A 24,222-nucleotide genomic window follows, 5' to 3' on the forward strand; every position below is an offset into this window, starting at 1 on the left:
AAGAACGCCAAAGGGGCCATGCCGGACAGTCGCGGCATGGCCCCTTTTTTGGGCTCGTTGCGGGCGCGGCGCTAGACCACGCGATCCTGAACGATCCCGGCCTCTTCGGCGGCGGCCATGACGTCGCGCAGCACCTTGAGGGTCTCGCGCGCCTCTTCGGGGTGCAGCTTGCGGATGGCGAACCCGGCGTGGATGATGAGGAAATCGCCAAGGGCGACCTCTTCGTCCAGAATCATGAGCGAGGCGGTGACGGTGGTGTCGCCTTCGCCCACGCGGCAGGTGGCCACGTCGTCAGAAATTTCGATGATCTCAGCGGGGACTGCTAGGCACATGGTTCTCTCTCCTGTGTGATCGACCCGGGGTTGGCCTTGAGGCTGTATGTGCCACCGGCCTTGACGATCTCCTCCAGCACGAAGCCGATAAGCGGCTCCTGGCGCTGTTTCGCCACCTCCGAAAGCCCCACATTCATGGTGTGGTAATCGAAGGGCTCCATGCCGATGATGACGGCCTCGGGTCTGTTGCCCACAATCTCGCACATGATGAGCGTATCCACAAGGTCTGTCTGGTGCATGGAATCCTTGAAGGCAAGGCTCTTGCGCAGGTCCTCTCCGGTGAGGCGGTAGATGCTTCCGGGCTCGCCATCGCCCAGCACGGCGTCGACCACGATGAGCAGTTCGCAGTTCATGATGGGGTCCATGAGGCGGGTGCCAAGGGTGCCGCCGTCCATGACGGTGACGTTGTCGGACAGGTCGTAGAGGCGGTTGATCTCGTCCGCCGCAGCGACACCGATGCCTTCATCGGTGAAAAGGATATTGCCCACGCCAAGGACCAGGATGCGTTTTTGCGAGTCAGTCATGCGGCCTCTTTGCTCTTTGAAGTGAAAAAGGGACGGGAACCCGGTTGCCCGGATTCCCGTCCACTCAATGGTCCTTAAGGCTTACAGCACCTTGAAGCTGCTGGTCTTGCCGGTCTTGGCGTCGAGCACGTGCACGCCGCAGGCGATGCAGGGGTCGAAGCTGTGGACCGTGCGCAGGATCTCGACCGGACGATGCGGATCGAAGATCGGGGTGCCCATGAGGGCCTCTTCAACGGGACCCAGCTTGCCAGCGGCGCAGCGGGGGCCAAGGCTCCAGGTGGAAGGCACGACGAGCTGGAAGTTCTCGATCTTGCCCTTCTTGATCTTGATCCAGTGGGACAGAGCGCCGCGGGGGGCCTGCACGAAGCCAACGCCTTCGGCCTCGTTGGGCATCTTCCACGGGGTGTACAGCTCGGTGTCGCCACCCTTCACGTTGCCGACCAGGGCGTCGAGCCAGGTCTGCATCTGGTTGGCGATGACCAGGCACTCGATGCCGCGGGCGGCGGTGCGGCCCAGGGTCGAGAACAGGGCGGAGGCGTCAACCTTCAGGTAGTCGAGCACGAACTTGACCGCGTCGACCGTGGGCTTGTGGCCCTTGGCGAAGGCGACCAGGACGGTGGCAAGGGGGCCGGTTTCCATGGCTTCGCCGCTGTAGCGGGGAGCCTTCATCCAGGAGTAGCGGTCCTTGTCCTCAAGCTTGGTGTACTTGGGCTCGGTGACGCCGTGGAACGGGTGGTGAGCCTTATCGCCCACGTACCAGCTGTGCTTGACGTGCTCTTCGATCTTCTTCGGGTCCATGGAGGCGACCTTGGCGATGTCGCGCTTCATGATGACGCCGGGGGCGAAGAAGCGGGAATCCAGGTTGTACTCGTCGGTCGGGAACTCGCCGAAGCTGATGAAGTTCGAGGTGCCACCGATGCCGGCCCAGTCTTTGTAGAAGCTGGCCACGGCGAGCAGGTCCGGAATGTAGAAGTCTTTGATGAAGGCGATGACTTCGTCGGTCAGGGCCTTGTACTCGGCGATGCGGTCGGCCTTCAGGGCGTCGTAGTTGGTGACGCCGCCGACGACGGTGAACTGGGTGTGCGGGTTCTTGGCACCGAAGATCGCCATGGCGCGGGCGGCCTTGACCTGCATGTGCAGGGCGTCAAGGTAGTGCTTCACGGCCATGAGGTCGGCCTCGGCGGGCAGGTAGTAGGCTTCGTTCTTCTTCTCGCCCAGGAAGTAGGCGTTGGTGAAGATGCCGAGTTTGCCGGAGTCGACCAGGGCCTTCACCTTGGTCTGGACGGCCTTGAACTGGTCAGCGGTCTCTTTGCGGCCCGCGGAGAGGCTGTTGGACAGCGCGGCGGTCTTGGCGGGGTCGGCCTGCAGGGCGTTGGCCACGTTGACCCAGTCAAGGGCGTGCAGGTGATAGAAGTGCACGATGTGGTCGTGCAGGAACTGCGAACCCATGGTCAGGTTGCGCATGATGGTGGCGTTCTTCGGGATTTTCACCTTGACGGCGTTGTCGACCGCGCGGGTGGAGGCCAGGGCGTGCACGTAGGTGCAGACGCCGCAGGCGCGCTGGGTGAAGTGCTGGGCGTCGCGGGGGTCGCGGCCCTTCAGGATGATTTCCAGGCCGCGGAACAGCTGGGAGCTGCTGCGGACATCGACGATCTTGCCGTTCTCGACGGTGGCGTCGATGCGCAGGTGGCCTTCAATACGAGTGACCGGGTCGACGACGACCGGGCCGGAGAAGTTGCTCTGGGGCGTTTTGGGCGCCATATCTAAGTCCTCCTTAAATGATTAGGTGCAGCAAGTAGGCTGACAATTCCAAGAAATAACGACCGAGCCTATTTCTCCATCTCGTAGAACGGGCTCATCTTATCCCAGAAATTGGGCTCGCTGCAGCCGATGCAGGGGTGACCAGCCTGAACAGGCCAGTTCACGCCGACGCCCTTGTCCAGGGGATTGAACTTCTTGGTCGGGCAGTTGTTGTAGGTGGAAGGGCCCTTGCAGCCGAGCTTGTACAGGCACCAGCCCTGCTTGGCTTCCTTGGAATCGAAGGACATGGCGAACTGCTCCTTCTCGAAGAAGGGCTGACGCTCGCACTTGTCGTGCACGGTCTCGCCGAAGAACACGGTGGGGCGCAGGTCGCCGTCAAGCGCGGGCAGCGGGGCGCCCTTGGTGACGGTGGCGATGGCCGCGACCACGGTGCCGACCAGGTTGTACGGGTTGGGCGGGCAGCCGGGAACGTTGATGACCAGGTTCTTGGGGAACACGGCCTTCACGCCCTTGGCGTCGGTCGGGTTCGGCTTGGCGGCCTGCACGCCGCCGTAAGCGGCGCAGGTGCCGTAGGCGATGGTGCCCTTGCAGTTGGCGTTGCCCAGGACCTTCTTGGTGATGTCGATCATGGTGTGACCGCCGACCTTGCCGTAGATGCCGTTGTCCTTCATGGGGATGCCGCCCTCGACAACCACCAGGTAGGGCTTCTTCATGGCGTCGTGCAGGGCCTTCTCAGCCATCTCGCCAGCGGCGGCCATGATGGTCTCCTGGTATTCCAGGGAGATGACGTCGAGGATCAGCGTGTCAATGTAGGGAGCGGCAGTGCGCAGGATGGACTCGGAGCAGCCCGTGCACTCTGCGTTGTGGAGCCAAATCACCGACGGGCGATTGTCGGCGGTCATGGCGGCCGCGACTTCAGTGGCATACGCCGGCCCCATACCCATGGCTGCCGCGATGACGCCGCAGAATTTCATGAAGTCGCGGCGGGAGACGCCACGCTCTTCAAGGCGCTTTTCGGCGTCGGCCAAGCCATGTCCTACGGAAATCTTCATACAACACCTCCAGATTATAATGATACGTGACAGGAACGCCTTGTAAACTCTTACCTTTATTCCTGTGTGACACATTTCGCTGAACCGTGCCACACTTGCCATACGAATCCTGTAAAAAATAGCAAGCGAAACAGTGGGTTAGCTGTGGTAGCCAATACACGGGTCCAAAGACAATGGCAAGGGGGGAACACAAAAAAACCACAACGCATTCTCCATACAAAGAATTGGCACAAGACATAACACCTCGACTTTCCATACCATCTACATAGATCTCAGCTCATATTGACCATTGCACCCTGCTTCGGCGATAGTTGACGAGGAGGGAACATGAACACCCATGCCCCGCTGCCTTTGCGAAAAATCACCATCAAACTCGAACGCGCGCATGCCGATCCTCTCGTCGTTCCGGTCGAACTGCCCGCGACTGCCACGACTTTTGTCGGCATCATGCCTGCCGTCCGCAGCATAGCCGACGCCCTCCAGGACGACGCCCTGCAGACCGTGGCCCGCATGGGGCGGCCCGCAACCTGCGGCCTTGGCTGCGACACCTGCTGCCGACACCTGGTGATGCTGGGCGAGGCCGAGGCGCTCGGCCTGCTGCGCACACTGGCCGCCCTGCCCGAGGCCCGGCAGGCCGACATCCGCTCGCGCTTCCAGGCCGGACTTGACCGTGTCGAGGCCGCGGGACTTTTGCCACGGCTCTACGCCGTCTTCACCCGCACGGCCAGCGATCACATCGCCCAGGCCGAAATGCAGGCCGCCTACTGGGAACTCGGCATCCCCTGCCCGTTTCTGGAGGAACAGGCCTGCGGCATCTACGCGGAGCGCCCGCTTGTCTGCCGCCAGTACGCCATGAGCTCGCCGCCCCAGAATTGCCGCACGCCCTTCGGCCCGCAGACGGCCCTCGTCAAGGTGCTGCCATCCCTGGACCTGGCTGGCGCGGCGGCGGCCTTCGACGGCGAGTTGGCCCAGCAAACCCGGCTGCTGCCGCTCATCTTCTGCCTGCTTCGCGAGACGCACCTGAGCCTTCGCGCCTTCCCGGTGCTGGAGCCGGAGCGAATGCTGACGCGATATCTGGACTTCGCGACCACATATTATCCACGCAAAGACACACACCATATAATAATGGAGCGCGCATGAGCGTCATCGCTGAACTCTCGCTATTCCCCATGGACAAGGGCCAAAGCGTCGGGGCGCATGTGGCCCGGGCCGTCAGGATCATCCGCGAAAGCGGGCTGGCCTGCCAGCTCACCCCCATGGGCACCTGCATCGAAGGCGAATGGGACGAGGTCATGGCCGTGGTGGACAAATGCTTCCAGGCCATGGCCGAGGAGTCGGACCGCGTCTACCTGACGCTGAAGGCCGACTGGCGGCGCGGGCGCGAGCATGGCATGAGCGCCAAGACCGAGAGCGTGGAACGCGCCCTGGCTGAAGCTGGCGCGAAGGTGGAGGTGCAACCGTGAAGAAGATCGTCTGTCTGCTGGGCAGCCCCCGGCCAAAAGGCAACAGCGCCGTGATGGCCCAGGCCTTGTGCGAGGCCGCAGAGGCTGCCGGGGCGGAGGTCCAGGCCTTTGTCCTCAACAAGCTGACCTACCGGGGCTGCCAGGGCTGCCTGGCCTGCAAGAAGGACGCGGAGGCCTGCGTGCTCGACGACGACCTGACCCCCGTGCTGGAGGCCGTGCGCGGCTGCGACGTGCTCGTGCTGGCCACGCCGGTGTATTTCGGGGAGGTCACGGCCCAGCTCAAGGGGTTCATCGACCGCACCTTCGCCTACCTCAAGGGCGGCTACCAGCACCTGCCGCGCGGAGAGCGCTCGCGGCTCGCCTCGGGCAAGACCCTGGTCTTCGTCATCGCCCAGGGACACCCCCGGGAGGATCTGTTCACGGACATCTTCCCGCGCTACCAATACCTGCTCAACTGGCAGGGCTTCACCAAAAGCCACCTGCTGCGCGCCTGCTCCGTCTACCACCAAGGCGACGCGGCCGCCCGTCCAGAGGTGCTGGAGGAAGCGCGAAGCCTTGGCCGCGAGTTGGCCGCAGCGGAAAAATAACCGGGGTTCCGGGGTCTTGCCGACTATTTGGCGGGGCCGGGCGGGCAGTTGAGGCCCTCCAGGCAGAAGAAGCGCACCAGCTCGCGCGAGTAGATGGCGCGCAGGTACTTTGGATCGGCCAAGCGCAACGGTTTGCCGTTGGAGCAGACCGTGACGTGGGCGGCCTCCATGGCGCGCACCTTGCGGGGGAAGCCCTCCACCACGAAGCGGGCCTGGAGATAGTCGCGCCGCACGTCGCGCGTGGCCGCGGCCAGGCTGGTTTCGCTCACGGTGCGGCAGTTGGCGGCCACGTCGATGTCGCACTCGGCCTGCACCATGAGCTTGCCGTCCTTATCCTCAAAGCTGGACCACTGGACCTTGGTGAAATAGGGATACTTTTCCAAAGCCTCGGCCACGGTCATGGACGGGTCCGGCGAGATGCGCGCCTGGCGCACATGTTCGACGGGGTCGCCGCACCCGGCCAGGCAGACCGAGAGCGACAGCAAAAGGGCGAGCGGGAGCAGGTGGATGCGTTGCATGCTCCACCCTTGCACAGTGCCCGGACAAAATCAATGGAACATCAGCGAGACGGATATCCGCGCCGGAATTCCTCCCGACGAGTAAGTGGGGGCTTGCTTTCAAACGTGAGAATCAATAAGACTGCGGCGTCGCAGTATCAGGCCAAGGGCTGGCCGTCCGCACGCACATTCCCCAAGGGGCTGGAGGATCAACATGGACTTTCTATCGGTTTTCCTGGCTTTTTTTCCGGTCATAGCCATTTTCCTCCTGCTTCTGGTGTACCGGGTGGCGGCGGACACGGCGGGCTTCATCGGCTGGGTCCTGGCCGCGGTTGTCGCCTGGCTGTATTTCCAAACCCCGGTTGAGGTGGTGCTCACCGCCTCGGCGGCTGGCATCGTGGCCTCTCTGCCCATCGCCCTCGTCATGGCCGCCAGCATCCTGCAGATCACGCTGATGCAGGAGACCGGCGCCGTTGCCCGCGTGGTGGCGCTCATGAAAACCATCGCGCCCGGCCAGCAGACCGTGCAGATCATGATCATCAACGTGGGCTTCGGCATCCTGCTCACCAGCCTGGGCGCGGTCACCGTGTCCATCCTGCCGCCCATCATGATCGCGCTCGGCTACTCCACCATGACCGCGATCCTTCTCCCCGCCATCGGCTACGACGCCTTGTGCACCTATGCCCTGCTCGGCATCCCGGCGGTGGTCTACGCCCAGTTCGTTGGCCGCCCGGTGAACGAGATCGGCGGATACTTCGCCATGTACATGCCCGTCATCAGCACCTGCATCGCGCTGGGCATGCTCCAGGTCACCGGCGGCACGGCCCTGGTCAAGAAAGGCTTCATCCCGGCGTGCATCGCTGGCGTCACCGCGGGCGTCATCGCCATCCTCATGGCCAAGGTGGGCCTGGTCACCATCACCGGCATCGCGGCGGGCTTAGGCGTCATCGTCATGCTGGTCATCTACGTGAAGCTCACCGGCAAGCAGCTGCAGGACCGCAGCCTGCTGAACGCGGGCGACCTGGCCGCCGAGGAGCGCCTGAGCCTCTTGCGCGCCACCTCGCCCTGGATCCTCCTGACCATCTTCTCCCTGGTGCTGAACGCGCCGGGCCTGCCCTTCTTCGACCTGACCTTCAAGCAGTGGGCCATGCCGGTCGAGATCATCCCCGGCAGCCCGGAGAAGCTGCGCCTGCTCTGGCAGGCATACACCTGGGTGGTGATCTGCACCTTCCTGGCCCTGCCCATCATGCGCGCCACGCCCGAGCAGGTGAAGCGCGGCCTGGCGACCTCCGGCCGCCGCGCCTTCCGGCCCATCCTGTCGGCCTCGGTGTTTTTCGCCATCGCCTACATCATGAACCATTCCGGCAAGGGCGCGGACTGGAAGCTCGTCGAGCCGACCCACAACATGATCTACGTCATGGCCGACGCCTCGGCCCTGACCTTCGGCAAGTTCTACGCGGCCTTCGCGCCCTACCTGGGCCTGCTGGGCGGCTTCATCAGCGGCTCGGAGACCTCCTCCATCGCCATGCTGACCAAGCTGCACCTGTCCACGGCGGAGCGCATCGGGGTGGGCGTCACGGGCGGCATGATCATCGCGGCCGCCAGCGGCATCGGCGGCGGCCTGGCCAGCGTCATCTCCCCGGCCAAGCTCCAGACCGCGGCCTCCAGCATCGACAAGATCCGCGAGGCCCAGGTGGCCATCCGCCCGGCCTTCATCATCTCCATGGCCATCACCGCCGTGGTGTCCGTCATGACCATGTTCTTCGTCTTCTACTCCGCCTAAGCGAGCACCGCGCACAGGGGGCCGGAGGCGCAAGCCTTCGGCCCCCTTGCTGTTTCAAGTCGATCTGATAGGAAGAAAACACCAGGAGGGTCCACATGAACCGCATCCTTCCCATGCTTTCTCTCGCCCTGTTGCTGCTCTTTCTGGCTGCACCGGCCCAGGCGGAGCGCAAGGTCGCTCTGGTCATTGGAAACGGAGCCTACAAGCACGCGCCCCCCCTGGCCAATCCTGTGAACGACGCCCGGCTCATGGCCGAGTCTCTCAAGGCCATAGGCTTCGAGTTGGTCAACGGGCGCGCCCTCACTGACATCGCGGGGAAGACCGAGATGGAGCAGGCCGTGCGCCGCTTTGGCGAGTTGATCCGGGGGGGCGGTGTCGGCCTGTTTTATTACGCCGGCCACGGGGTGCAGGTCGACGGCAAGAACTACCTCATCCCCGTGGGCGCGGACGTGGCGGCCAAGACCCACATCAAATATGAGCTTGTCGACACGGACTACATCCTCGACGAAATGGCCAGTTCCAACACCAGCGTGAACGTGATCATCCTCGACGCCTGCCGCAACAATCCCTTCGCCGGTCGCGGCCTGCGCGCCGTGACGCCGGGCCTGGCCTCGGTCATGGCGCCCAAGGGCACGCTGGTCGCCTACTCCACGGCTCCGGGCAAGACCGCCGCTGACGGCAAGGGAAGGAACAGCCCCTTCACCTCGGCTTTGGCCAAGGCCATCCGGGCTCCCGGCCTGCGCATCGAGGACGTGTTCATGCAGGTTGGCGCTGAGGTTGAACAGGCCACGGCCGGGGAGCAGTCGCCCTGGAAATCGGACAACCTGCGCGGCGTGTTCTGCCTGACCGGCCAGTGTGGCGCGCCTTCGACGCTCGCGCCACAGGCCACGAATGCCCCCAAGGCGACCGGCGGCAGCCACGCCGCAGCGGAGCAGGCCTTCTGGGACACCGTGAAGAACAGCCCTAACCCAGCAGACGTGCAGGCTTTTTTGGCACAGTTCCCCGAGAGCGAACTCGCACCTGCGGCGCGCATCCGGCTCAAGCAGCTGGGCAGGGGGCAGGACGCGCGACAGCCGGGGGCGGCGCTCACCTGCCCGGACTCGTTTGCCGGAAAGTGGACCACCACGTATGGAGAGATGGTGGTCAGCCTTGAAGGCGACAGGGCCTCCGCCGTCTACGGCTACAACAACCGCCACGGAGAGCTGCGCGGATCAATTTCCGGGGGCGTCATCACCGGCGAATGGGTGGAGACCGACCTGGCCTCAGGCAGGGTGACCGGCACCGGGCCGGTCAGGCTGACCCGCTCCGTGGACGGCATGAGCTTCTCCGGGACGTGGTCTGAGACCGGCCTCTTCGGCAAGGGCGGCGCCTGGGTAGGCAAATGCCATCCCTGACCCCACGCGTTTTTCGATGCGCCATTGACCGGCACCGGGCATCGGCGTAGAGGCAAAACCATGCACGTCACCATCAAATGCTTCGCCACGCTCTCGCGGTTCACCCCGCCCGATGCCGAGGCCTTCGCCATCACCCCCGGCGAAACCGTGGCCGATCTCGTCAAGCGCCTGGGCATCCCGTCCGCGGACCTCAAGCTTGTGTTCATCAACGGCGCGCACGTCGAGCTTGACGCGCCCCTGGCCGACGGCGACCGCGTTGGCCTGTTCCCCGCCGTGGGAGGAGGCTAGCCATGCCGCTGTCGCTCACTCTGGACGAAAACATCCGCGCCCTGTCGCGCCCGGACGCCCGGTCCGATGGCGGCCAGTGCAGGGTGCTGCCCTACTTCGCCGTGCTGGACCTTGCCCGCTCCCTGGGCCGCGGCAAGGCCAAGCCGCGCAGCAAGGCCATGCTCAACGTGGAGTTGGCCGCGCTGGAACTCGGCATCATCCCCGAGCGCTACCTGCGCAACAGCACCACCTACAGCTTTGCCGAGCAGATCCGCATGCTCAAGTCCCGCGTGGCCATGGTGGGCCTGGGCGGCCTGGGCGGACACGCCCTGGAGATACTGGCGCGCTCCGGCGTGGGCAGCATCTGCGCCGCCGACGGCGACGAGTTCCAGCCCTCCAACCTGAACCGCCAGCTCCTCTGCACCCGGCGCAGCCTCAACGGCTACAAGGCCGCGGCCGCGGCCGCGCGCGTGCACCTGATCAACCCGGCGGTGGATTTCGAGCCTGTGGCGGCCTTTCTCGACGAGGGGCTCATGGAACGTTTCCTGATGGGCGCGAGCCTCGCGGTGGATGCCCTGGGCGGCCTGCGCGACCGGCCAGCGCTGCTGCGCCAGGCGGCCAAGGCCGGCATCCCGCTGGTGACGGCGGCCGTGGCGGGCCAGGCGGGCTATGTGGCCACGGTGCTGCCCGGCGCCAAGGGGCCGTCGGACATCTTCGGCGCCGACAGCGAGGCCGCGGAGAACACCCTCGGCACACCGGCCCCGGCGGTGGCGACGGCTGCGGCGCTCATGACGGCAGAAGTGCTGAACATTCTCTGCGGGCGCGAGCCGAGACTGGCCGGAGCCATGCTCGTCTTCGACCTGGAAGGAATGAGTTTCGAGCGGGTGAGCCTGTAGCCCCTACCCCTGGAACTTGGCCCGGATGGCCCGCAGAACGTCCTGGATCTCCGCGAAGACATCCACCACGTCCGGGTCGAACTGGGTTCCCCGGCCGTTCATGATCTCCTCCACCACCTGCTCCTCCGGCCAGGCATCCTTGTAGACGCGGGTCGAGATGAGCGCGTCGTAGACATCCGCCAGGGCCGTGATGCGCGCCTCGATGGGGATGTCCTCTCCGCTGATGGATTCGAGGCAGAGCTCGCGGGCCTCGCCCAGGTTGGCCGGGAGCCTGCCGGGATAGCCCTTGCCGTCCCAGCGCTCGTGGTGGCCCAGGGCGATGGCGCTGCAGACCTTGTCCAGCTCCGAGGTGGTGTTGGCGAACAGCGCTGCCCCGTAAACCGCGTGCCACTTCATGATGGCCGCCTCGTGCGGCTCGAAGCGCCCCGGTTTCTTCAGGATGGTGTCGCTGATGCCGACCTTGCCCACGTCGTGGAGCATGGCCGCCAGGCGCAGGACGTCCTTGTTGCGGCGGATGACATCCTCGGGCAGCCCCTTCTTCTTCGCCCAGCGCTGGTAGATTTCCGCCGAATACGCGCCCACGCGCTGGACGTGGGGGCCGGTTTCCTTGGGGTCGCGCATCTCGGCCATTTTCATCATGCGCAGCATGATCTCGCGGGTCATGATGCCTCGCTCGATGGTCACCGAGGCCGAGTTGGCGAACAGCGGCGCATACTGGATGTCGTCCTTGTTGAAGGGCCGATACACGTTGTTGCAGTCGCGCGCGTTGATGAGCTGCATGACGCCCACGATCTTGTCCTGAAAGGTCTTGAGCGGAATGGTCAGCATGGAATGCGTGCGGTAGCCGGTGTCCTCGTCGAACTTTTTATTGAAGGTATAGGGCTCCGCTCCGGTGAGGGCGTAGGCGTCGTCGATGACCAGGGACTCCCCGGTCATAGCCGCATAGCCCACGATGGACTTCTCGTTGATGGGCACGGCAAAGTTGGTGTAGAGGTGCTTGCTCGCGTCCGCGCCCCTGAACAGGGTGTCGTTGTGCACATAGCTGAAGCGGAGGTTTTCGCCCTCGACCAGGAAGATGGAGCCGGCGTCGGCGTTGGTCATGCCCCGGGCCTCGCCCAGGACCCGGTCCAGGATGGCGTCCACGTCCTTGAGGGTGTTGAGTTCCTCGATGACTGTAAGTATGTCTCGGATGATGTCATAAGGCTGGCGGTCAGTGCATTCCACAGGCGCTCCGGGGGTTGCGTGTCCAATTGCGGAATATTCCTACTCCCCTCCAAGAGAAAAATCCAGAGGCTGCCTTGACAAATACGCAAAACTTGATCCAGGCGGCCGGAGTGAAGAGCCTGGCCGAAGCGCGGATGCTCGCCGCCTGCGGCGTGACGCACGTGGGGCTGCCCCTGCGCCTGCCCGTGCACACGCCCGACGTGAGCGAGGCCGAGGCCAGGGACATCGTGCAGGGGCTTTGCCGGGCTGCGGCAACCGTGCTCATCACCTACCTGACCGATGCCCGCGAAACCCTGGAGCTGTGCCGCTATCTTGGGGTCGACGGAGTGCAGCTGCACGGGCGCATGCCCCTTGCGGAGGCGCTGCGGCTGCGCGAGGCCGCGCCAGCGCTCCTCATCATCAAGAGCCTGGTGGTGGGAACCGCCAGCGAGGCCGCCCTGCTGGCCGAAGCCCAGGCGCACGCCACATGCGTCGACGCCTTCCTCACCGACACCTTCGACCCCTCAAGCGGGGCCAGCGGCGCCACGGGCAAGGCCCACGACTGGGCCGTCAGCCGCAGGCTGGCCGAGGCGCTCCCAAGGCCGCTCATCCTGGCAGGAGGGCTGACGCCGGACAATGTCGCCCGCGCCATAGAGGCCGTGCGCCCGGCGGGCGTGGACGCGCACACCGGGCTTGAGAATGCGTCCGGCGACAAGGACGAGGCGCTTGTGCGCCGCTTTGTGGCCGAAGCCAGAAAAGCCCTGGCGGCCTCGGCGCAGGGCACGGGACTTGCCAAAGCTCGCGATTCGGCGTAAATAGCGGCACCTTACATGATCCCATGGGCGCAGAAAGGCAACTATGCCGATGCGTTCCGGGACAATCTGCGGAGAATGCATGTCCAAAGAAGAAGCAATTGAGGTCGAGGGCGTCATCCAGGAAGCCCTGCCCAACGCAATGTTCCGCGTGGAACTGCAAAACGGCCACAGCATCCTGGGCCACATTTCCGGCAAGATGCGCAAGCACTACATCCGCATCCTCCCCGGCGACAAGGTCAAGGTCGAACTCTCGCCCTATGACCTGACTCGCGGGCGCATCACCTTCCGCCTGCGCTAGCCCCCCTGCACCTGTTCGCACAAGCCCGCCCCCCACGATTGGATGGGGCGGGCTTTTTGCGTTCCTTGCGGCCGACTCTCTCGGAGGAACCCAACGAGTTGGCCGCCTTAACCCGCCATTGCGTCCAGGCCGGGGCATGGGCTATGCTCCGTTTGGCCGCGCCACATCCGGCCAGGAGGGCAGCATGCAGAGACAACGCGGAGTGGTCAGCTACTTCAACGAGCGCAAGGGCTTCGGCTTCCTGCGCAATGCCGAGGGCCAGGACGTGTTCGTGCACTTCGCGGAGATCCAGCGCGATGGCTTCCAGACCCTCGCCCCCGGGGAGGAAGTGCTCTTCGACTACGCCGAAGAGGGGCAGGGCTTGCGCGCGGTGAACGTGGAAGTTCCTCAGGTCAGGCCCACGCTGCGCCGCCCCTGAACTGGACCGCCCAGACGGGCAGGCGCTCACACCCGTCCATTTTTAAATTCTTGTATGGACTTTTTTTGCTGTCCTTGTGTATGGAGGAAATAGGATTCCTCCCACGGCACCAGAGGGCGGCTCATGTCACAGCCTGAAACAACCGCTTTGCCAGCAAGCTGGAGCATTCCAGACAAGTATCTGGGGCCTTTTTTCGCCCTGGCGTACTTTTGCTTGGCCTGGGGCGGAAAATTCCTGTCCTTCGAGCCCGCCAATTTCGTCGTATTCTGGCCCCCCAGCGGCCTGTTCGCAGCCGCCCTGCTGTGCACCGAAAAACGCCTCTGGCCCCGCCTGGTTCTTGCCGCCTATGCCGCCAACATGTGCTTCGACCTGCTGAACGGCAAGCCCGTTGAGGCCGCGCTTGGCTTCGCCCTGGCCAACGCCGTGGAGGCCGTCAGCGGCGCATGGCTGGTGCGCAGCATCGTGCCGGTGCGAACCAAAGGCTACCTGGGCATGCGCGAACTGCTGGTCATGCTGACCTGCTCCGGCTTTGTCGGCCCGGCCCTGGGCGCCCTTGTGGGCACCACCGTGCTGTCCCTGGTGTTTGGTGTCGGCTTCACCCCCTTTGTCTGGCTTCTCTGGTGGAGCTGTGACAGCATCAGCGTCATGGTTCTGGGCATGGGGCTTGTGGCCTTCCACCGCTATGGGCACGACATCCTGCGCCCACGCCAAGCTGCACGCTGGGCCGAATTCCTGATTCTTTTGGCCGTGGTGCTCGGCTCGACGGCGTTGATCTTCCACGACCACTCGCGCCTGGAGTACAAGTTCCTGCTGTTGCCGCCGCTGATCTGGCTGGCCTTCCGCTTCCGGGTGCTCGGGGTGTGCGTGGCCGGCCTGGCCTTGGTGCTCATTGCCGTCGTCCTGACATTCCGGGCGCATTCCACAATCGCAGCCCCCCTGGCGTACAGCGTCTGGCACCTGGAAAACGTGCAGCTTTTCCTGGGCACGGTCTTTGCCACCATGCAGGTGCTTGCCGTGGCCCTTGAAGAACGGCGGCGGACCGGTGAAGCCCTGCGGGCCAGCAACATCAAGTACCGCGACCTGTTCGGTGCCATTCAGGACCCGGTGCTGGCGACGGACAGGGGAACGGGCCTCGTCGTGGAATGCAACCAGGCGGCGGAGCGCTATTTCGGCCGGGCCAGAGAAGAATTGCTCGGGCTGCACCAGAGCGCCCTGCACCCCAAGGCCCATCCGGGCGCAGGCGTCGCAAGCTTCAAGCAGGCGCCGACCGACAACGACCTGGGTCGTGACATCCAGGTGATTGCCGCCGGGGACGAGGTGCGCCTCGTCTCCATACAAAGCACCATAACCACCGTGAACGACCGCGAGGTCCTTCTGAGCATCCTCCATGACGTCACCGCGCGCAGGCAGGCCGAGGAGGCCCTGCGCCGGAGCGAGGCGAAGTTCCGCAACCTCTTTGAGGAGATGAACGACGGATTTGCGCTGCATGAGATCATTTGCGACGAAGCCGGACGGCCTGTGGACTACCGGTTCCTGGAGGTCAACCCGGCCTTCGAGCGCATGACCGGACTCAAGGCCGAGAGCCTGGTGGGCAGAACCGTTCTGGAAATCCTGCCCGACACCAAACCGCGCTTCATTGAAATCTACGGCCAGGTCGCGCTCACCGGGAACCCAGCGGAGTTTGAGGAATTCTCAGGAGCTCTCGGATGCTGGTACGAGATCAAGGCCTATTCGCCCTCGCCAGGGATGTTCGCGGTGCTCTTCCAAGACATCACCGCAAGCAAGCGGGCGGAGGTGGCGCTCCAGCAGAGCGAGGAGAAGTTCCGCACCGTGGCCGACTTCGCCTACGACTGGGAGTACTGGCGCGGCAACGACGGCGCGATGATATGGGTGTCCCCGTCCTGCGAGGTCGTCACCGGCTATTCCGCCGACGAATTCATGGCGGACCCGGAACTCCTGTTCAGGATCATCCACCCGGACGACGAGGACGTCTGGCAGGAGCACCATCAGCAGATGGAGCAGGAAGGCAGCGAGCCGAGCGAGATCGACTTCCGCATCGTCCACAGGTCCGGCGCCACGGCCTGGGTGAACCACTATTGCCGAAACATCACCCGGCCGGACGGCACGCTGCTTGGCAGGCGATCAAGCAACAGAGACATCACAGACCGCAAGCAGGATGAGGCCGAACTCATCCGCAACAAGGAACTGGCCGAAGCCGCCAACCGCGCCAAGAGCGAATTCCTGGCCAACATGAGCCATGAGATCCGCACGCCCCTGAACGGAGTGCTCGGCATGCTCCAACTCCTGCGCGGCCATGTCTCCCAGGAAGAGCAGGCGATGTACACCGGCATGGCTTTTGAGGCCGGGAACAGGCTGCTGACCCTCCTGAACAGCATCCTCGACTTCTCCAGGCTCGAACTGGGCCAGGAAACGCTGAAGACCCAGCCCTTCTCGGTTCGGGATCTGCTCAAGTCAGTGTTGAGCATGTACCTGCTAGCCAGCCGCGAGAAGGGGCTCAAGATTTCCGCCTCCGTCCACGAGAGCGTCCCCGGGAAGCTCCTCGGAGACGAGGCTCGCCTGCACCAGGTCCTGTTCAACCTCGTGGGCAACGCGGTCAAGTTCACCCCCGCCGGCTCCGTCCACATCGACGCCTGGTCGCAACCCTCTACACTCAATGCCGGCGCCATCTGGCTCTACGTCACCATCACCGACACGGGCGTCGGTATCCCGGATGACAAGCTTGAGCACATCTTCCAGCGCTTCACCCAGGTGGACTCCTCCTTCGCCCGGCCGTTCGAGGGCGCAGGGCTAGGCTTGGCCCTGGTCAAGCGCATTGTGACCCTGATGCGCGGCAACATCCTGGTGGACTCCGAGGTGGGCGCCGGCACCACCATCTCCGTGGCCCTGCCACTTGAGTTGCCGGGAGCAGAGCATACACGGTCGGCCAAGCGCAAAGGGGATGAGCTGGACATTCTCAGGCCCCTTAGCATCCTGCTGGCGGAGGACGAGGCCATCAGCCAGATGGCCACGACCCTGACGCTGCAAAAATTGGGGCACAAGGTCCTTAGCGTGAACAACGGCCTGGAAGCTCTGGAGGCCCTGCGCGACAGGGACTTCGACTGCATCCTCATGGACGTGCAGATGCCGGAGCTGGACGGCGTTGCCGCCACAAAGGCCATCCGCAGCCTGGTGGGCATGAACGGGAAGTCCAAGATTCCCATCATCGCGCTCACCGCCTACGCCATGCCCGGCGACCGGGAACGCTTCCTGGCCGCGGGCATGAACGACCACGTGACCAAGCCCGTGCAGCAGGCCGAACTGCTGCGCGCCCTGCGCCAGGTCGCGACACGCTCTCTCCAGTAAGTCCCGGCCCTGCCGAGCCGACCAGCAGACGATTCCCCCGTTCGCGTCGGCAATATCCGCAACAGTCGACCCTGGCCGCCCACCACAGCCTCAAGGCAATGCAGCTTTTTCATTTCATAACAGCATGTTAAAGACAAAGCGCCACGCGGAAGGCTTTGAGGCTGCGCCATTGTCCCCGGCGCTGCACCTGTGCTATGGTGGAGATCAAGCGCCTCTGGACGTGTCCAGTGTCGGCGGTGCGCCGGGTTTCGCGTCCGGCAATCAGGGGGAGGAATGGGTCTGACCACAGGGGAAGCGCCTTCACACCCGGCAAAGCGGAATTTGTTCCGACCCGCCCTGGCGCTGTGCGCCCTCCTGTTGCTGTGCCTGGGCTGCGCCGCCTGCGCCGAGGACGAGCCGACCCGGCGAGTGGACCTTTCCAAGCGCCAGGAGACCGTCCTGCCCACGCCGGAAGCGGGCATCACCTACGCCTACCTGCCCCAGTACTCGCACACCACGTCCTACAAGCGCCACCACCTGCTGGTGGAATACCTGCGCCAGGCCACGGGCCTGCCCATCCGGCAGGTTTTCCCGAACACGTTCGACGAGCATATGAAGATGGTGGCCCAGGGCGACATCGACATCTCGTTTTCCAATCCGTTCGCCTACATCAAGCTCTCGACCGGAGGCGCTCGCTGCTTCGCCCGCAGCCTGGAGGCCACGGGTAGGCCGGAGTTCCGCGGCCAGATCATCTGCCGCAGCGACAACCGCGCCATCAAGACCCTGGCCGACTGCCGGGGCAAGCGCTGGATCGCCGTGGACCCGCACTCGGCTGGCGGCTTCCTGTTCGCCCTGGGGCATTTCTACGACCAGGGCCTGAAGCGCCGCGACTTCGCGGAGATCGCGTTCGCGCCCGGCCCGGGCGGCAAGCAGGAGAACGTGGTGCTGGCCGTGCTGGCCGGAAAATACGACTTCGGCTCCATCCGCGAGGGCACGCTTGACGTGCTCAAGGGCCGCATCGACCCGGACCAGATCCGCATCCTCGCGCGCACCGAGGCCTACCCAGGCTGGCTGTTCGCCGCCCGCAAGGGGCTGGACGAGCACGTGGTGGCGAAGGTCGCCCAGGCCATGTTCGCGCTCAACCCGGACACCCCGGAACATGCTGCCATCCTGGAGGCGGCGGGCCTCAAGCGCATCATCCCGGCCAGGGACCAGGACTTCGACCCGGTGCGCGAGCTCGTGCGCAAACTCGAACTGGACTAGGGGGACGGGAACATGCGGCTCATCTCCCGGCTCAAGTTCCAGACGAAAATCAGCCTGGGCACCTTCCTCATCGTCGTGGCCGTGGCCCTCATGACAGCGGTTCCGGTGAGCCGCATGGCCTCCCGGGCCATCATCTCGGAGTCGCGCGGGCGCGGCCTGGCCCTGGCGGAGAACCTGTCCCTGCGCCTGGCCGACGCCATGCTCACCCAGGACCTCCTGCGCATGAAGACCATGGTGGACGAGCTCACCGGCGTGGGCGACGACACCGTGTACGCCTTCGTGCTCGACGAGTCCGGCGACGTGCTGGCGCACACCTTCAAGAAGGGCTTCCCGGTGGAGCTCAAGACCGCCAACACAGCAAGCGGCACCGGCGCGCGCGTCCAGCTGCTGGATACCGGCTCGGAGCTGGTCTACGATTTCGCCGTGCCGGTGGTCATCGCGGACAGGCGCTTCGGCACGGCCCGGCTCGGGCTCTCGCGCTCCCGCGCCGAGGCCGAGGTCAACCGCCTGCTGCTGACCTACGCGGGGCTTTCGGTGGCGGCCCTGGCCGCGGCGCTCCTGCTCAGCTCCATGTTCGCCCGGCGCGTGGCCCGGCGCATCAACCTGCTCAAGGAATACGCCCAGGAGGTCGTGAGCGGGAACCTGGACATCGAGACCGCCTCCACCCTCAAGAAAAACTGCTGGGAGATCATGGACTGCGGGCGCACCAAGTGCCCGGCCCACGGCAAGCCCAGGCACCGCTGCTGGCACATGCACGGCACCCTCTGCCCGGACTGCGCCCCGGCCGACAGCCAGGGCCGCAAGACCTGCGAGCGCTGCCCGGTGTTCCGCGAGAACGCGGGCGACGAAATCCAGGACCTGGCGGAGACCTTCGGCATCATGGCCATGACGCTGAAAAAGCAGATCGGCGCGCTGGGCCAGCAGCAGGAACTCATGCGGACCATCCTCGACGCCACGCCGGACCTGGTGTGCCTGCTGGACGCGGAGGGCCGTTTCCTGGCCGTGAACAGGGCCTTCGCCGCCTTCCTCGACCGGCCTGAAAGCGAAATCATCGGGCAGACCGAGGCCGAGGCCTTCCCGCCGGAACAGGTGGCCGAGCGCCAGGCCCACACACGCGCCGTTCTCGAGTCCGGCCGGGGCGGCCAGGCCGAGGTCAGCGTGCGCACGCCCCAGGGCCAGCGCTGGTTCCACGAGGTCAACGTGCCGGTGCTCGCCGCCTCCGGCCAGGTGGGCGGCGTGCTCAAGACCGCGCGCGACGTCACCGAGGTCAAGCACATCGAGGCGAAGCTGCTGCAGTCGCAGAAGATGGAGTCGCTGGGCAAGCTGGCGGGCGGCGTGGCGCACGAGATCAACACCCCGCTCGGCATCATCCTGGGCTACGCGCAGCTCCTGCAGGACGACGTGCCCGAGGACGGCCAGGTGGCCGCGGACCTGCGCATCATCGAACGCCAGGCCAAGGTCTGCCGCAAGATCGTGGCCGACCTGCTGGGCTTCTCGCGCCAGCACGAGTCGAGCATGGGCGAGATGGACGTGAACGAGTCCGTGCGCGAGGTGGCCTCGCTGGTGCGCCATACCTTCAGCCTGGAAAAGGTCTCCATCGAGTTCGACCTGGACGAGGGGCTGCCCCCTGTCGCCGGTGATCGCGAAAAGCTGGGCCAGGTCTGGATGAACCTGCTGAACAACGCCCGCGACGCCATGCCCGACGGCGGAACCATCCGCGTCAGCTCCCGCCGGCGCGACCAGGACGGCGTGCTCGCTGTGTCCGTGGCCGACACCGGCACGGGCATCAGCCCGGAGCACCTGGGCAAGGTCTTCGATCCCTTCTTCAGCACCAAGGGCGTGGGCGAGGGCACGGGCCTGGGCCTGTCCGTGTCGTTCGGCATCGTGCAGAGCCACGGGGGCACCATCGAGGTGCAAAGTCCTGCCCCGCCGCAGTTCCGGCCCGCAACAACCGATGACATCGCCGAAAGCGGTCCGGGCACCGTGTTCCACGTGCTGCTGCCGCTCTCGGCGCCGCCCGCAGGCCAACTCTCGCAAACACCCGACCCGGCCTGACCCAAAGGAGCATCCACATGGCCACCATCATCGTTCTCGACGACGTTGCCGACGCCGCCATCATGATCAAGCGCATGCTCTCGCGCCAGGGCCACGTGGTGGAGGCCTTCACCGAGGAGGAGCAAGCCCTGGACTTCGTGCGCGAAAACACGGTCGACCTGGCCATTTTGGACATGAAGCTGCTCAAGATGACCGGCGTGGAAGTGCTTGAGGAGATCCGCAAGATCTCGCCCGGCACCCGCGCCATCATGCTCACCGGCTACCCGACGCTGGAGACGGCGCGCCAGGCCCTGGCCCTCGGCGCCAAGGAATATTGCATCAAGCCCATCGACCGCGACGAACTGGAGGCCAAGGTGGCCAAGGTGCTGAGCGAGTAGGGAGGCGGCGGTGGGTGTCCTGCGCGACATGCTGCGGCACTGGCCCCGGCGGGTCTTCACCCCGGCGGCCCATCTGCGCGCCAAGTACGAGGCCTTCAAGGGCCTGCTCGACGCCGACGAAAAAGCCCTGGTGCTCATCGCCGAGCTCGACGAGGTATTCTACGGGACGCGCTGCGTGGACCCGGCCCGCGTGCAATGGCTGTGTCGGCGGCTTGTGGCGCTGGTGCAGGCCATGGTCGAGCGCCTGAGCGCCATGTGCCCGGCCTGCGCCCAAGGCCTTACCCTGAGGCTGGAGCGCATCAGCGCGGGCATCCACGCCGAGACCGGCTCCTGGGGGGCGTCGTCCCCGGCCCTGGGCTCCGCTCCGCCGTACATCCTGACCCTGGACGAAGCCCTGGATCGCCCGGAGCTGGCAGGAGGCAAGGCGGCGAACCTGGCCCGCGCCAAGCGCGCCGGGCTGGACGTTCCCCCTGCCCTGGTGGTCAGCGCCGCGGCGTTCAACCTGTTCATCGAGGCGGGCGGCCTGCGCCCCAGGCTGGACAGGCTCCTGCGCCAGGTCGACCTCTCCAGCCCGGACAAGCTGGACTCCCTGTGCGCGGAGCTGCGCGCTGTGATCCTCGGCGCGCCCCTGCCCGAGCCTGTCGCCGAGGCGCTCAAGCGCGCGGTGGCCAGCCCGGAGCTTGGCGGCGCTCGGCTTGCGGTGCGCAGCTCGGCCCTGGGCGAGGACGGCGGCAGATCCTTTGCCGGGCAGTACGCCAGCGAGCTCGGCGTGTCGCCGGAGGACCTGCCGGACGCCTACCAACGGATCCTCGCTGCCAAATATCGCCCCAGGGCCGTGGCCTACCGCATCCTGAGCGGCCTGCCCGACGCCCAGACGCCCATGGCCGTGCTGCTCATGCCCATGATCGAGGCCAGGGCCGCCGGCGCCCTGTTCAGCCGTGAGGACCGGCCCGGCCGCGCAGGCGCCGAGGAGCAGGCGGTGGCGATCTTTGCCCTGGCTGGCCTGGGCGACCGGCTCATGTCCGGCCAGGATTCCCCGCGCGCGCTGCGGCTGTCGCGCCCCGGCGCGCCCGGGGCCCCGGCGGAAATCCTGGACGACGCCGGTCCGCAAGGAGTGGAGCTGAGCCAGCGTGAGCTGGACGGACTGGCGCGGTCCGCCCTGGCGCTGGAGCAGCTTTTCAAATCGCCGCAGGAGGTGGAATGGGCGCTGGACCGGACAGGCCGGGTGTTCGTGCTGCAATCGCGGCCCCACTGCCCGGAACCGGCGACGGCAGCGCTCCAACCGGGCCTGCTCGTGGCCGAGCCGCTGGCCTCGGGGTTGAGCCGTGTGGCCTCCGGCGCGGCCTGCGGGCCGGTGTTCCACCTGCGCGACCTGACGCGCCTGGCAGAGGTGCCCGAAGGCGCGGTGCTTGCGGTGCCTGGTCTGTCGCCCACGCTGGGCAAATGCATCGGCCGGGTGGAGGCGGTGCTGGCCGGGTCCGGCAGCAGGGCCAGCCATTTCGCCTCGGTGGCGCGGGAATTCGGCCTGCCCGTGCTGGCCGACGCCGGGGAGCTGCTGGCGCGCCTGGCAGATGGCGATGTCGTCAGCGTGGATGCCGACGCCGGGGCCGTCTACCCTGGCCGGGTGGAGGCGGTGCTGGCCGGACGCGGACAAGGACGCGAGGTCCTGCGCCAGGGGGCCATGCGGCGCTATGCAGGGCTCACCGCCCTGACCTGCCGCCTCAGCCTGACGGACCCCGACAGCCCGGACTTCTCGCCCCAGAGCTGCAAGTCCCTGCACGACGTGGTGCGCTTCTGCCACGAGTGCGCCGTGGGTGAAATGTTCACCCTGGCCGACAGGACGGGCCGCGGCCTGACTGCGGCCAGGCGGCTTGACTGCGCCCTGCCCCTGTCCATGTTCGTGCTGGACCTGGGGCAGGGGCTGCGGCCAGGCAACGACCAGACGCTCCGGCCAGAGGATTTCGCCAGCGTGCCCATGCGCGCCTTCTGGCAGGGTCTGGCCCACCCGGACGAGCGCTGGGACGGCAGCGGGCTGCACTTCGACTGGCAGGAGTTCGACCGCGTCAGCGCCGGAATTTTCCGCAAGGACTCCAAGCTCCTGGCAAGCTACGCTCTGGTCTCGTCGGACTACCTGCACCTGCAGGTGCGCTTCGGGTATCATTTCGCCGTGCTGGACAGCCTCTGCGGCCCCAGGGCCGAGGGCAACTACATCGGGCTGCGCTTCAAGGGCGGCGGCGGCCTGGAGCAGCAACGCCTGCTGCGCCTGGGCTTCATCGGCCGGGTGCTCACGCAGTGCGGCTTCACGGTGAACACGCGCGGCGACATGCTCGACGCCCGGCACGCCCGCGCGGACCAGAATGCCACCAGCGAGCGCCTGACCCTGCTTGGCCGCCTGCTGGCCCGCACCCGGCTCATGGACCTGCGGCTGGTCGACGAGACGCAGGCGGCGGGCCTGGCCGACGACTTCCTCGCCGAGCTTGGCGCGCTGGCCCGTTCGGAGCAATAATGATAACAGAAGGCAGGGGGGAACGCATGGCCGTGATGCGAAAGAACCAGCAACCGCTGACGTGGGTCACGGACAACCTGGCCGTTGGGCCTGCGCCCATGTCGCACGCCGCCCTGGAGTCCCTGCGCGAGCAGGGCATCGGGGCCATCCTGAACCTGTGCGGAGAGTTCTGCGACCTGCACGACATCGAGTCCCAGAACGGCTTCGAGGTCTACCACCTTCCCATCCCCGACGAGGAGGCCCCGGACCTGCCCTCCCTGGAGAAGGCCCTGGCCTGGCTCGACGAGGCCGTGTACCTGGGCAAGAAGGTGCTGATCCACTGCCGGCACGGCATCGGCCGGACAGGCACGGTGCTGAACGCCTATCTCCTGCGCCGAGGGCTGGGGCACCTGCTGGCCTGGCGCAAGCTGCGCAAGCTGCGCTCCAAGCCGACAAACTTCGCGCAATGGCGCACGGTACGCCGCTACGGCAGCGGCGCGGTGCGCCTCAAGATGCGCCAGCCGACCCTGGAGCACCGCTTCCAGGTGGACCTGCGCCCCTTCTTCGCGGACTACGAGACCCTGGTGAGCCAGGTGGAACAGGCCATCGGCACCGAGCGCAACGGCGCGCAGCGCTGCGGGCGCGGGCATGATCGCTGCTGCCGCGAGCCCATGCAGCTGACCCTGGTGGAGGCCGTGCACGTCAACGCCCAGCTGGGCGCGACCCTGGACCAGGCCCGGCGCGAGGCGGCCATTGAGCGGGCCACCAACCGCAACGGAAGCGGGGGCGAACTGCCGCTCCAGGCCTGCCCGCTGCTGGTGAACGGCGCGTGCCAGGGCTTCGATTCCCGGCCCCTGTGCTGCCGCACCTTCGACCTGCCCCCGGAGCAGGCAAAACCCCTCTGGGATGCCACCCTGGCCCCGGCCCTGGACAAGATCTCGCGCGAAGTGTTCTTCACCCTCACTGGCCAGTTCATGCCCGAGGGCTTTCCCCGATTCGGCATGGCCGAAGTGGTCTCTGGCCGCTATGTGCAGCGTTTTTTCGACTTCCTGCGCCTGGGCGGCAGCACCGGTTGACCCGCCCCGGCCTCTCTCCGGTCCCGCACAACGGCAAGAACCCGAGGCATGACCTGCCGCAGGTTCCTGTGCGACCACAGGACGAAAGCCTGGCCGGCTTCCCGACACCGCAACCCCTGACATGCGGACCCGCGTCTGCCCTCTTTGGGGCACGGCCTGTCGCGGCGCGCTCACTGAGTCAGCCCGACATCCTGGCGACAATAGTGGCGGGCAAAAGCTTGCCCATAGAAAAAGGGACCTAGATTTTCATCTACGTCCCTTAATTCTTCTTGGTAGCGGGGGCAGGATTTGAACCTACGACCTTCGGGTTATGAGCCCGAGAACAACACTAATC

At 65.9% G+C, this 24,222-nt stretch carries 22 protein-coding genes; 16 read left to right on the forward strand and 6 right to left on the reverse strand.

All coding sequences use genetic code 11. The features are described 5' to 3' along the window. Positions 1 to 71 precede the first annotated feature (71 nt). From RDU24_RS08010 to RDU24_RS08025, 4 genes are all read right to left on the reverse strand, one after another. Positions 72 to 332, reverse strand: a complete 261-nt coding sequence (locus tag RDU24_RS08010) for a HypC/HybG/HupF family hydrogenase formation chaperone (protein WP_308735235.1) — start codon at positions 330 to 332, stop codon at positions 72 to 74. Beyond that, entirely contained in the window at positions 323 to 856 is a 534-nt protein-coding gene (locus tag RDU24_RS08015) for a HyaD/HybD family hydrogenase maturation endopeptidase (protein WP_308735236.1), read from the reverse strand. Before RDU24_RS08015 ends, RDU24_RS08010 begins: the two co-directional genes overlap by 10 nt. 81 nt (positions 857 to 937) lie before the next feature. Further along, positions 938 to 2,617, reverse strand: coding sequence for a nickel-dependent hydrogenase large subunit (locus tag RDU24_RS08020; RefSeq protein WP_308735237.1), 1,680 nt, complete (start codon positions 2,615 to 2,617; stop codon positions 938 to 940). Between the two features lie 68 nt (positions 2,618 to 2,685). Beyond that, on the reverse strand, positions 2,686 to 3,669 hold the full coding sequence (locus tag RDU24_RS08025) for a hydrogenase small subunit (RefSeq protein WP_308735238.1): 984 nt from the start codon (positions 3,667 to 3,669) through the stop codon (positions 2,686 to 2,688). Positions 3,670 to 3,996: 327 nt separating this feature from the next. Between RDU24_RS08025 and RDU24_RS08030 the strand changes: the two genes are divergently transcribed. The 3 genes from RDU24_RS08030 to RDU24_RS08040 are packed head-to-tail and all read left to right on the forward strand — an operon-like array spanning position 3,997 to position 5,719. After that, the gene (locus RDU24_RS08030; RefSeq protein WP_308735239.1) at positions 3,997 to 4,809 is read left to right on the forward strand and encodes a YkgJ family cysteine cluster protein; all 813 of its coding nucleotides are present in this window, start codon (positions 3,997 to 3,999) and stop codon (positions 4,807 to 4,809) included. Then, the gene (locus RDU24_RS08035; protein ID WP_308735240.1) at positions 4,806 to 5,132 is read left to right on the forward strand and encodes an MTH1187 family thiamine-binding protein; all 327 of its coding nucleotides are present in this window, start codon (positions 4,806 to 4,808) and stop codon (positions 5,130 to 5,132) included. The genes RDU24_RS08030 and RDU24_RS08035 overlap by 4 nt, the downstream gene beginning before the upstream one ends. Then, on the forward strand, positions 5,129 to 5,719 hold the full coding sequence (locus RDU24_RS08040; RefSeq protein WP_308735241.1) for a flavodoxin family protein: 591 nt from the start codon (positions 5,129 to 5,131) through the stop codon (positions 5,717 to 5,719). The genes RDU24_RS08035 and RDU24_RS08040 overlap by 4 nt, the downstream gene beginning before the upstream one ends. Before the next feature lie 23 nt (positions 5,720 to 5,742). Here RDU24_RS08040 and RDU24_RS08045 read toward each other — a convergent pair whose 3' ends face one another. Continuing rightward, positions 5,743 to 6,237 carry a hypothetical protein gene (locus tag RDU24_RS08045; protein ID WP_308735242.1) on the reverse strand — a complete coding sequence of 165 codons (495 nt, stop codon included), beginning with the start codon at positions 6,235 to 6,237 and terminating at the stop codon, positions 5,743 to 5,745. Between the two features lie 193 nt (positions 6,238 to 6,430). Between RDU24_RS08045 and RDU24_RS08050 the strand changes: the two genes are divergently transcribed. From RDU24_RS08050 to RDU24_RS08065, 4 genes are all read left to right on the forward strand, one after another. Next, positions 6,431 to 7,999, forward strand: a complete 1,569-nt coding sequence (locus tag RDU24_RS08050) for an L-lactate permease (RefSeq protein WP_308735243.1) — start codon at positions 6,431 to 6,433, stop codon at positions 7,997 to 7,999. 95 nt (positions 8,000 to 8,094) lie between these two features. After that, a complete protein-coding gene (locus RDU24_RS08055; protein ID WP_308735244.1) occupies positions 8,095 to 9,393 on the forward strand; it encodes a caspase family protein in 1,299 nt (432 codons plus the stop codon). Positions 9,394 to 9,453: 60 nt separating this feature from the next. Continuing rightward, the gene (locus RDU24_RS08060) at positions 9,454 to 9,681 is read left to right on the forward strand and encodes a MoaD/ThiS family protein (RefSeq protein ID WP_308735245.1); all 228 of its coding nucleotides are present in this window, start codon (positions 9,454 to 9,456) and stop codon (positions 9,679 to 9,681) included. Positions 9,682 to 9,683: 2 nt separating this feature from the next. Further along, complete coding sequence (locus RDU24_RS08065) at positions 9,684 to 10,556, forward strand: HesA/MoeB/ThiF family protein (RefSeq protein WP_308735246.1); 873 nt, start codon at positions 9,684 to 9,686, stop codon at positions 10,554 to 10,556. A 3-nt stretch (positions 10,557 to 10,559) separates the two neighbouring features. Here the strand turns inward: RDU24_RS08065 and RDU24_RS08070 are convergent, their stop codons facing one another. Beyond that, a complete protein-coding gene (locus RDU24_RS08070) occupies positions 10,560 to 11,780 on the reverse strand; it encodes a GAF and HD-GYP domain-containing protein (RefSeq protein ID WP_308735247.1) in 1,221 nt (406 codons plus the stop codon). A gap of 74 nt (positions 11,781 to 11,854) precedes the next feature. Here RDU24_RS08070 and RDU24_RS08075 point away from each other — a divergent pair, with 74 nt between their 5' ends. The 9 genes from RDU24_RS08075 (at position 11,855) to RDU24_RS08115 (ending at position 23,888) form a co-directional block, all read left to right on the forward strand. Then, positions 11,855 to 12,574, forward strand: coding sequence for a phosphoribosylanthranilate isomerase (locus RDU24_RS08075; RefSeq protein WP_308735248.1), 720 nt, complete (start codon positions 11,855 to 11,857; stop codon positions 12,572 to 12,574). A 79-nt stretch (positions 12,575 to 12,653) separates the two neighbouring features. Further along, the gene (gene infA / locus RDU24_RS08080) at positions 12,654 to 12,872 is read left to right on the forward strand and encodes a translation initiation factor IF-1 (RefSeq protein ID WP_089272379.1); all 219 of its coding nucleotides are present in this window, start codon (positions 12,654 to 12,656) and stop codon (positions 12,870 to 12,872) included. Between the two features lie 184 nt (positions 12,873 to 13,056). After that, a complete protein-coding gene (locus tag RDU24_RS08085; RefSeq protein WP_308735249.1) occupies positions 13,057 to 13,290 on the forward strand; it encodes a cold shock domain-containing protein in 234 nt (77 codons plus the stop codon). A 123-nt stretch (positions 13,291 to 13,413) separates the two neighbouring features. Then, positions 13,414 to 16,653 (forward strand): PAS domain S-box protein, encoded by a 3,240-nt coding sequence (locus tag RDU24_RS08090; protein ID WP_308735250.1) that lies wholly within the window; start codon positions 13,414 to 13,416, stop codon positions 16,651 to 16,653. 273 nt (positions 16,654 to 16,926) lie between these two features. Further along, a complete protein-coding gene (locus RDU24_RS08095; protein WP_308735251.1) occupies positions 16,927 to 17,895 on the forward strand; it encodes a phosphate/phosphite/phosphonate ABC transporter substrate-binding protein in 969 nt (322 codons plus the stop codon). Positions 17,896 to 17,907: 12 nt separating this feature from the next. Then, the gene (locus RDU24_RS08100; protein ID WP_308735252.1) at positions 17,908 to 19,950 is read left to right on the forward strand and encodes an ATP-binding protein; all 2,043 of its coding nucleotides are present in this window, start codon (positions 17,908 to 17,910) and stop codon (positions 19,948 to 19,950) included. A 17-nt stretch (positions 19,951 to 19,967) separates the two neighbouring features. Then, positions 19,968 to 20,327, forward strand: coding sequence for a response regulator (locus RDU24_RS08105; RefSeq protein ID WP_308735253.1), 360 nt, complete (start codon positions 19,968 to 19,970; stop codon positions 20,325 to 20,327). A gap of 10 nt (positions 20,328 to 20,337) precedes the next feature. Then, positions 20,338 to 22,833, forward strand: a complete 2,496-nt coding sequence (locus tag RDU24_RS08110; protein WP_308735254.1) for a PEP/pyruvate-binding domain-containing protein — start codon at positions 20,338 to 20,340, stop codon at positions 22,831 to 22,833. A 35-nt stretch (positions 22,834 to 22,868) separates the two neighbouring features. After that, positions 22,869 to 23,888, forward strand: coding sequence for a protein-tyrosine phosphatase family protein (locus RDU24_RS08115; RefSeq protein WP_374989750.1), 1,020 nt, complete (start codon positions 22,869 to 22,871; stop codon positions 23,886 to 23,888). Positions 23,889 to 24,222 lie beyond the last annotated feature (334 nt).

The organism is Humidesulfovibrio sp. (genome assembly GCF_031082295.1).
Taxonomy (GTDB): domain Bacteria; phylum Desulfobacterota; class Desulfovibrionia; order Desulfovibrionales; family Desulfovibrionaceae; genus Humidesulfovibrio.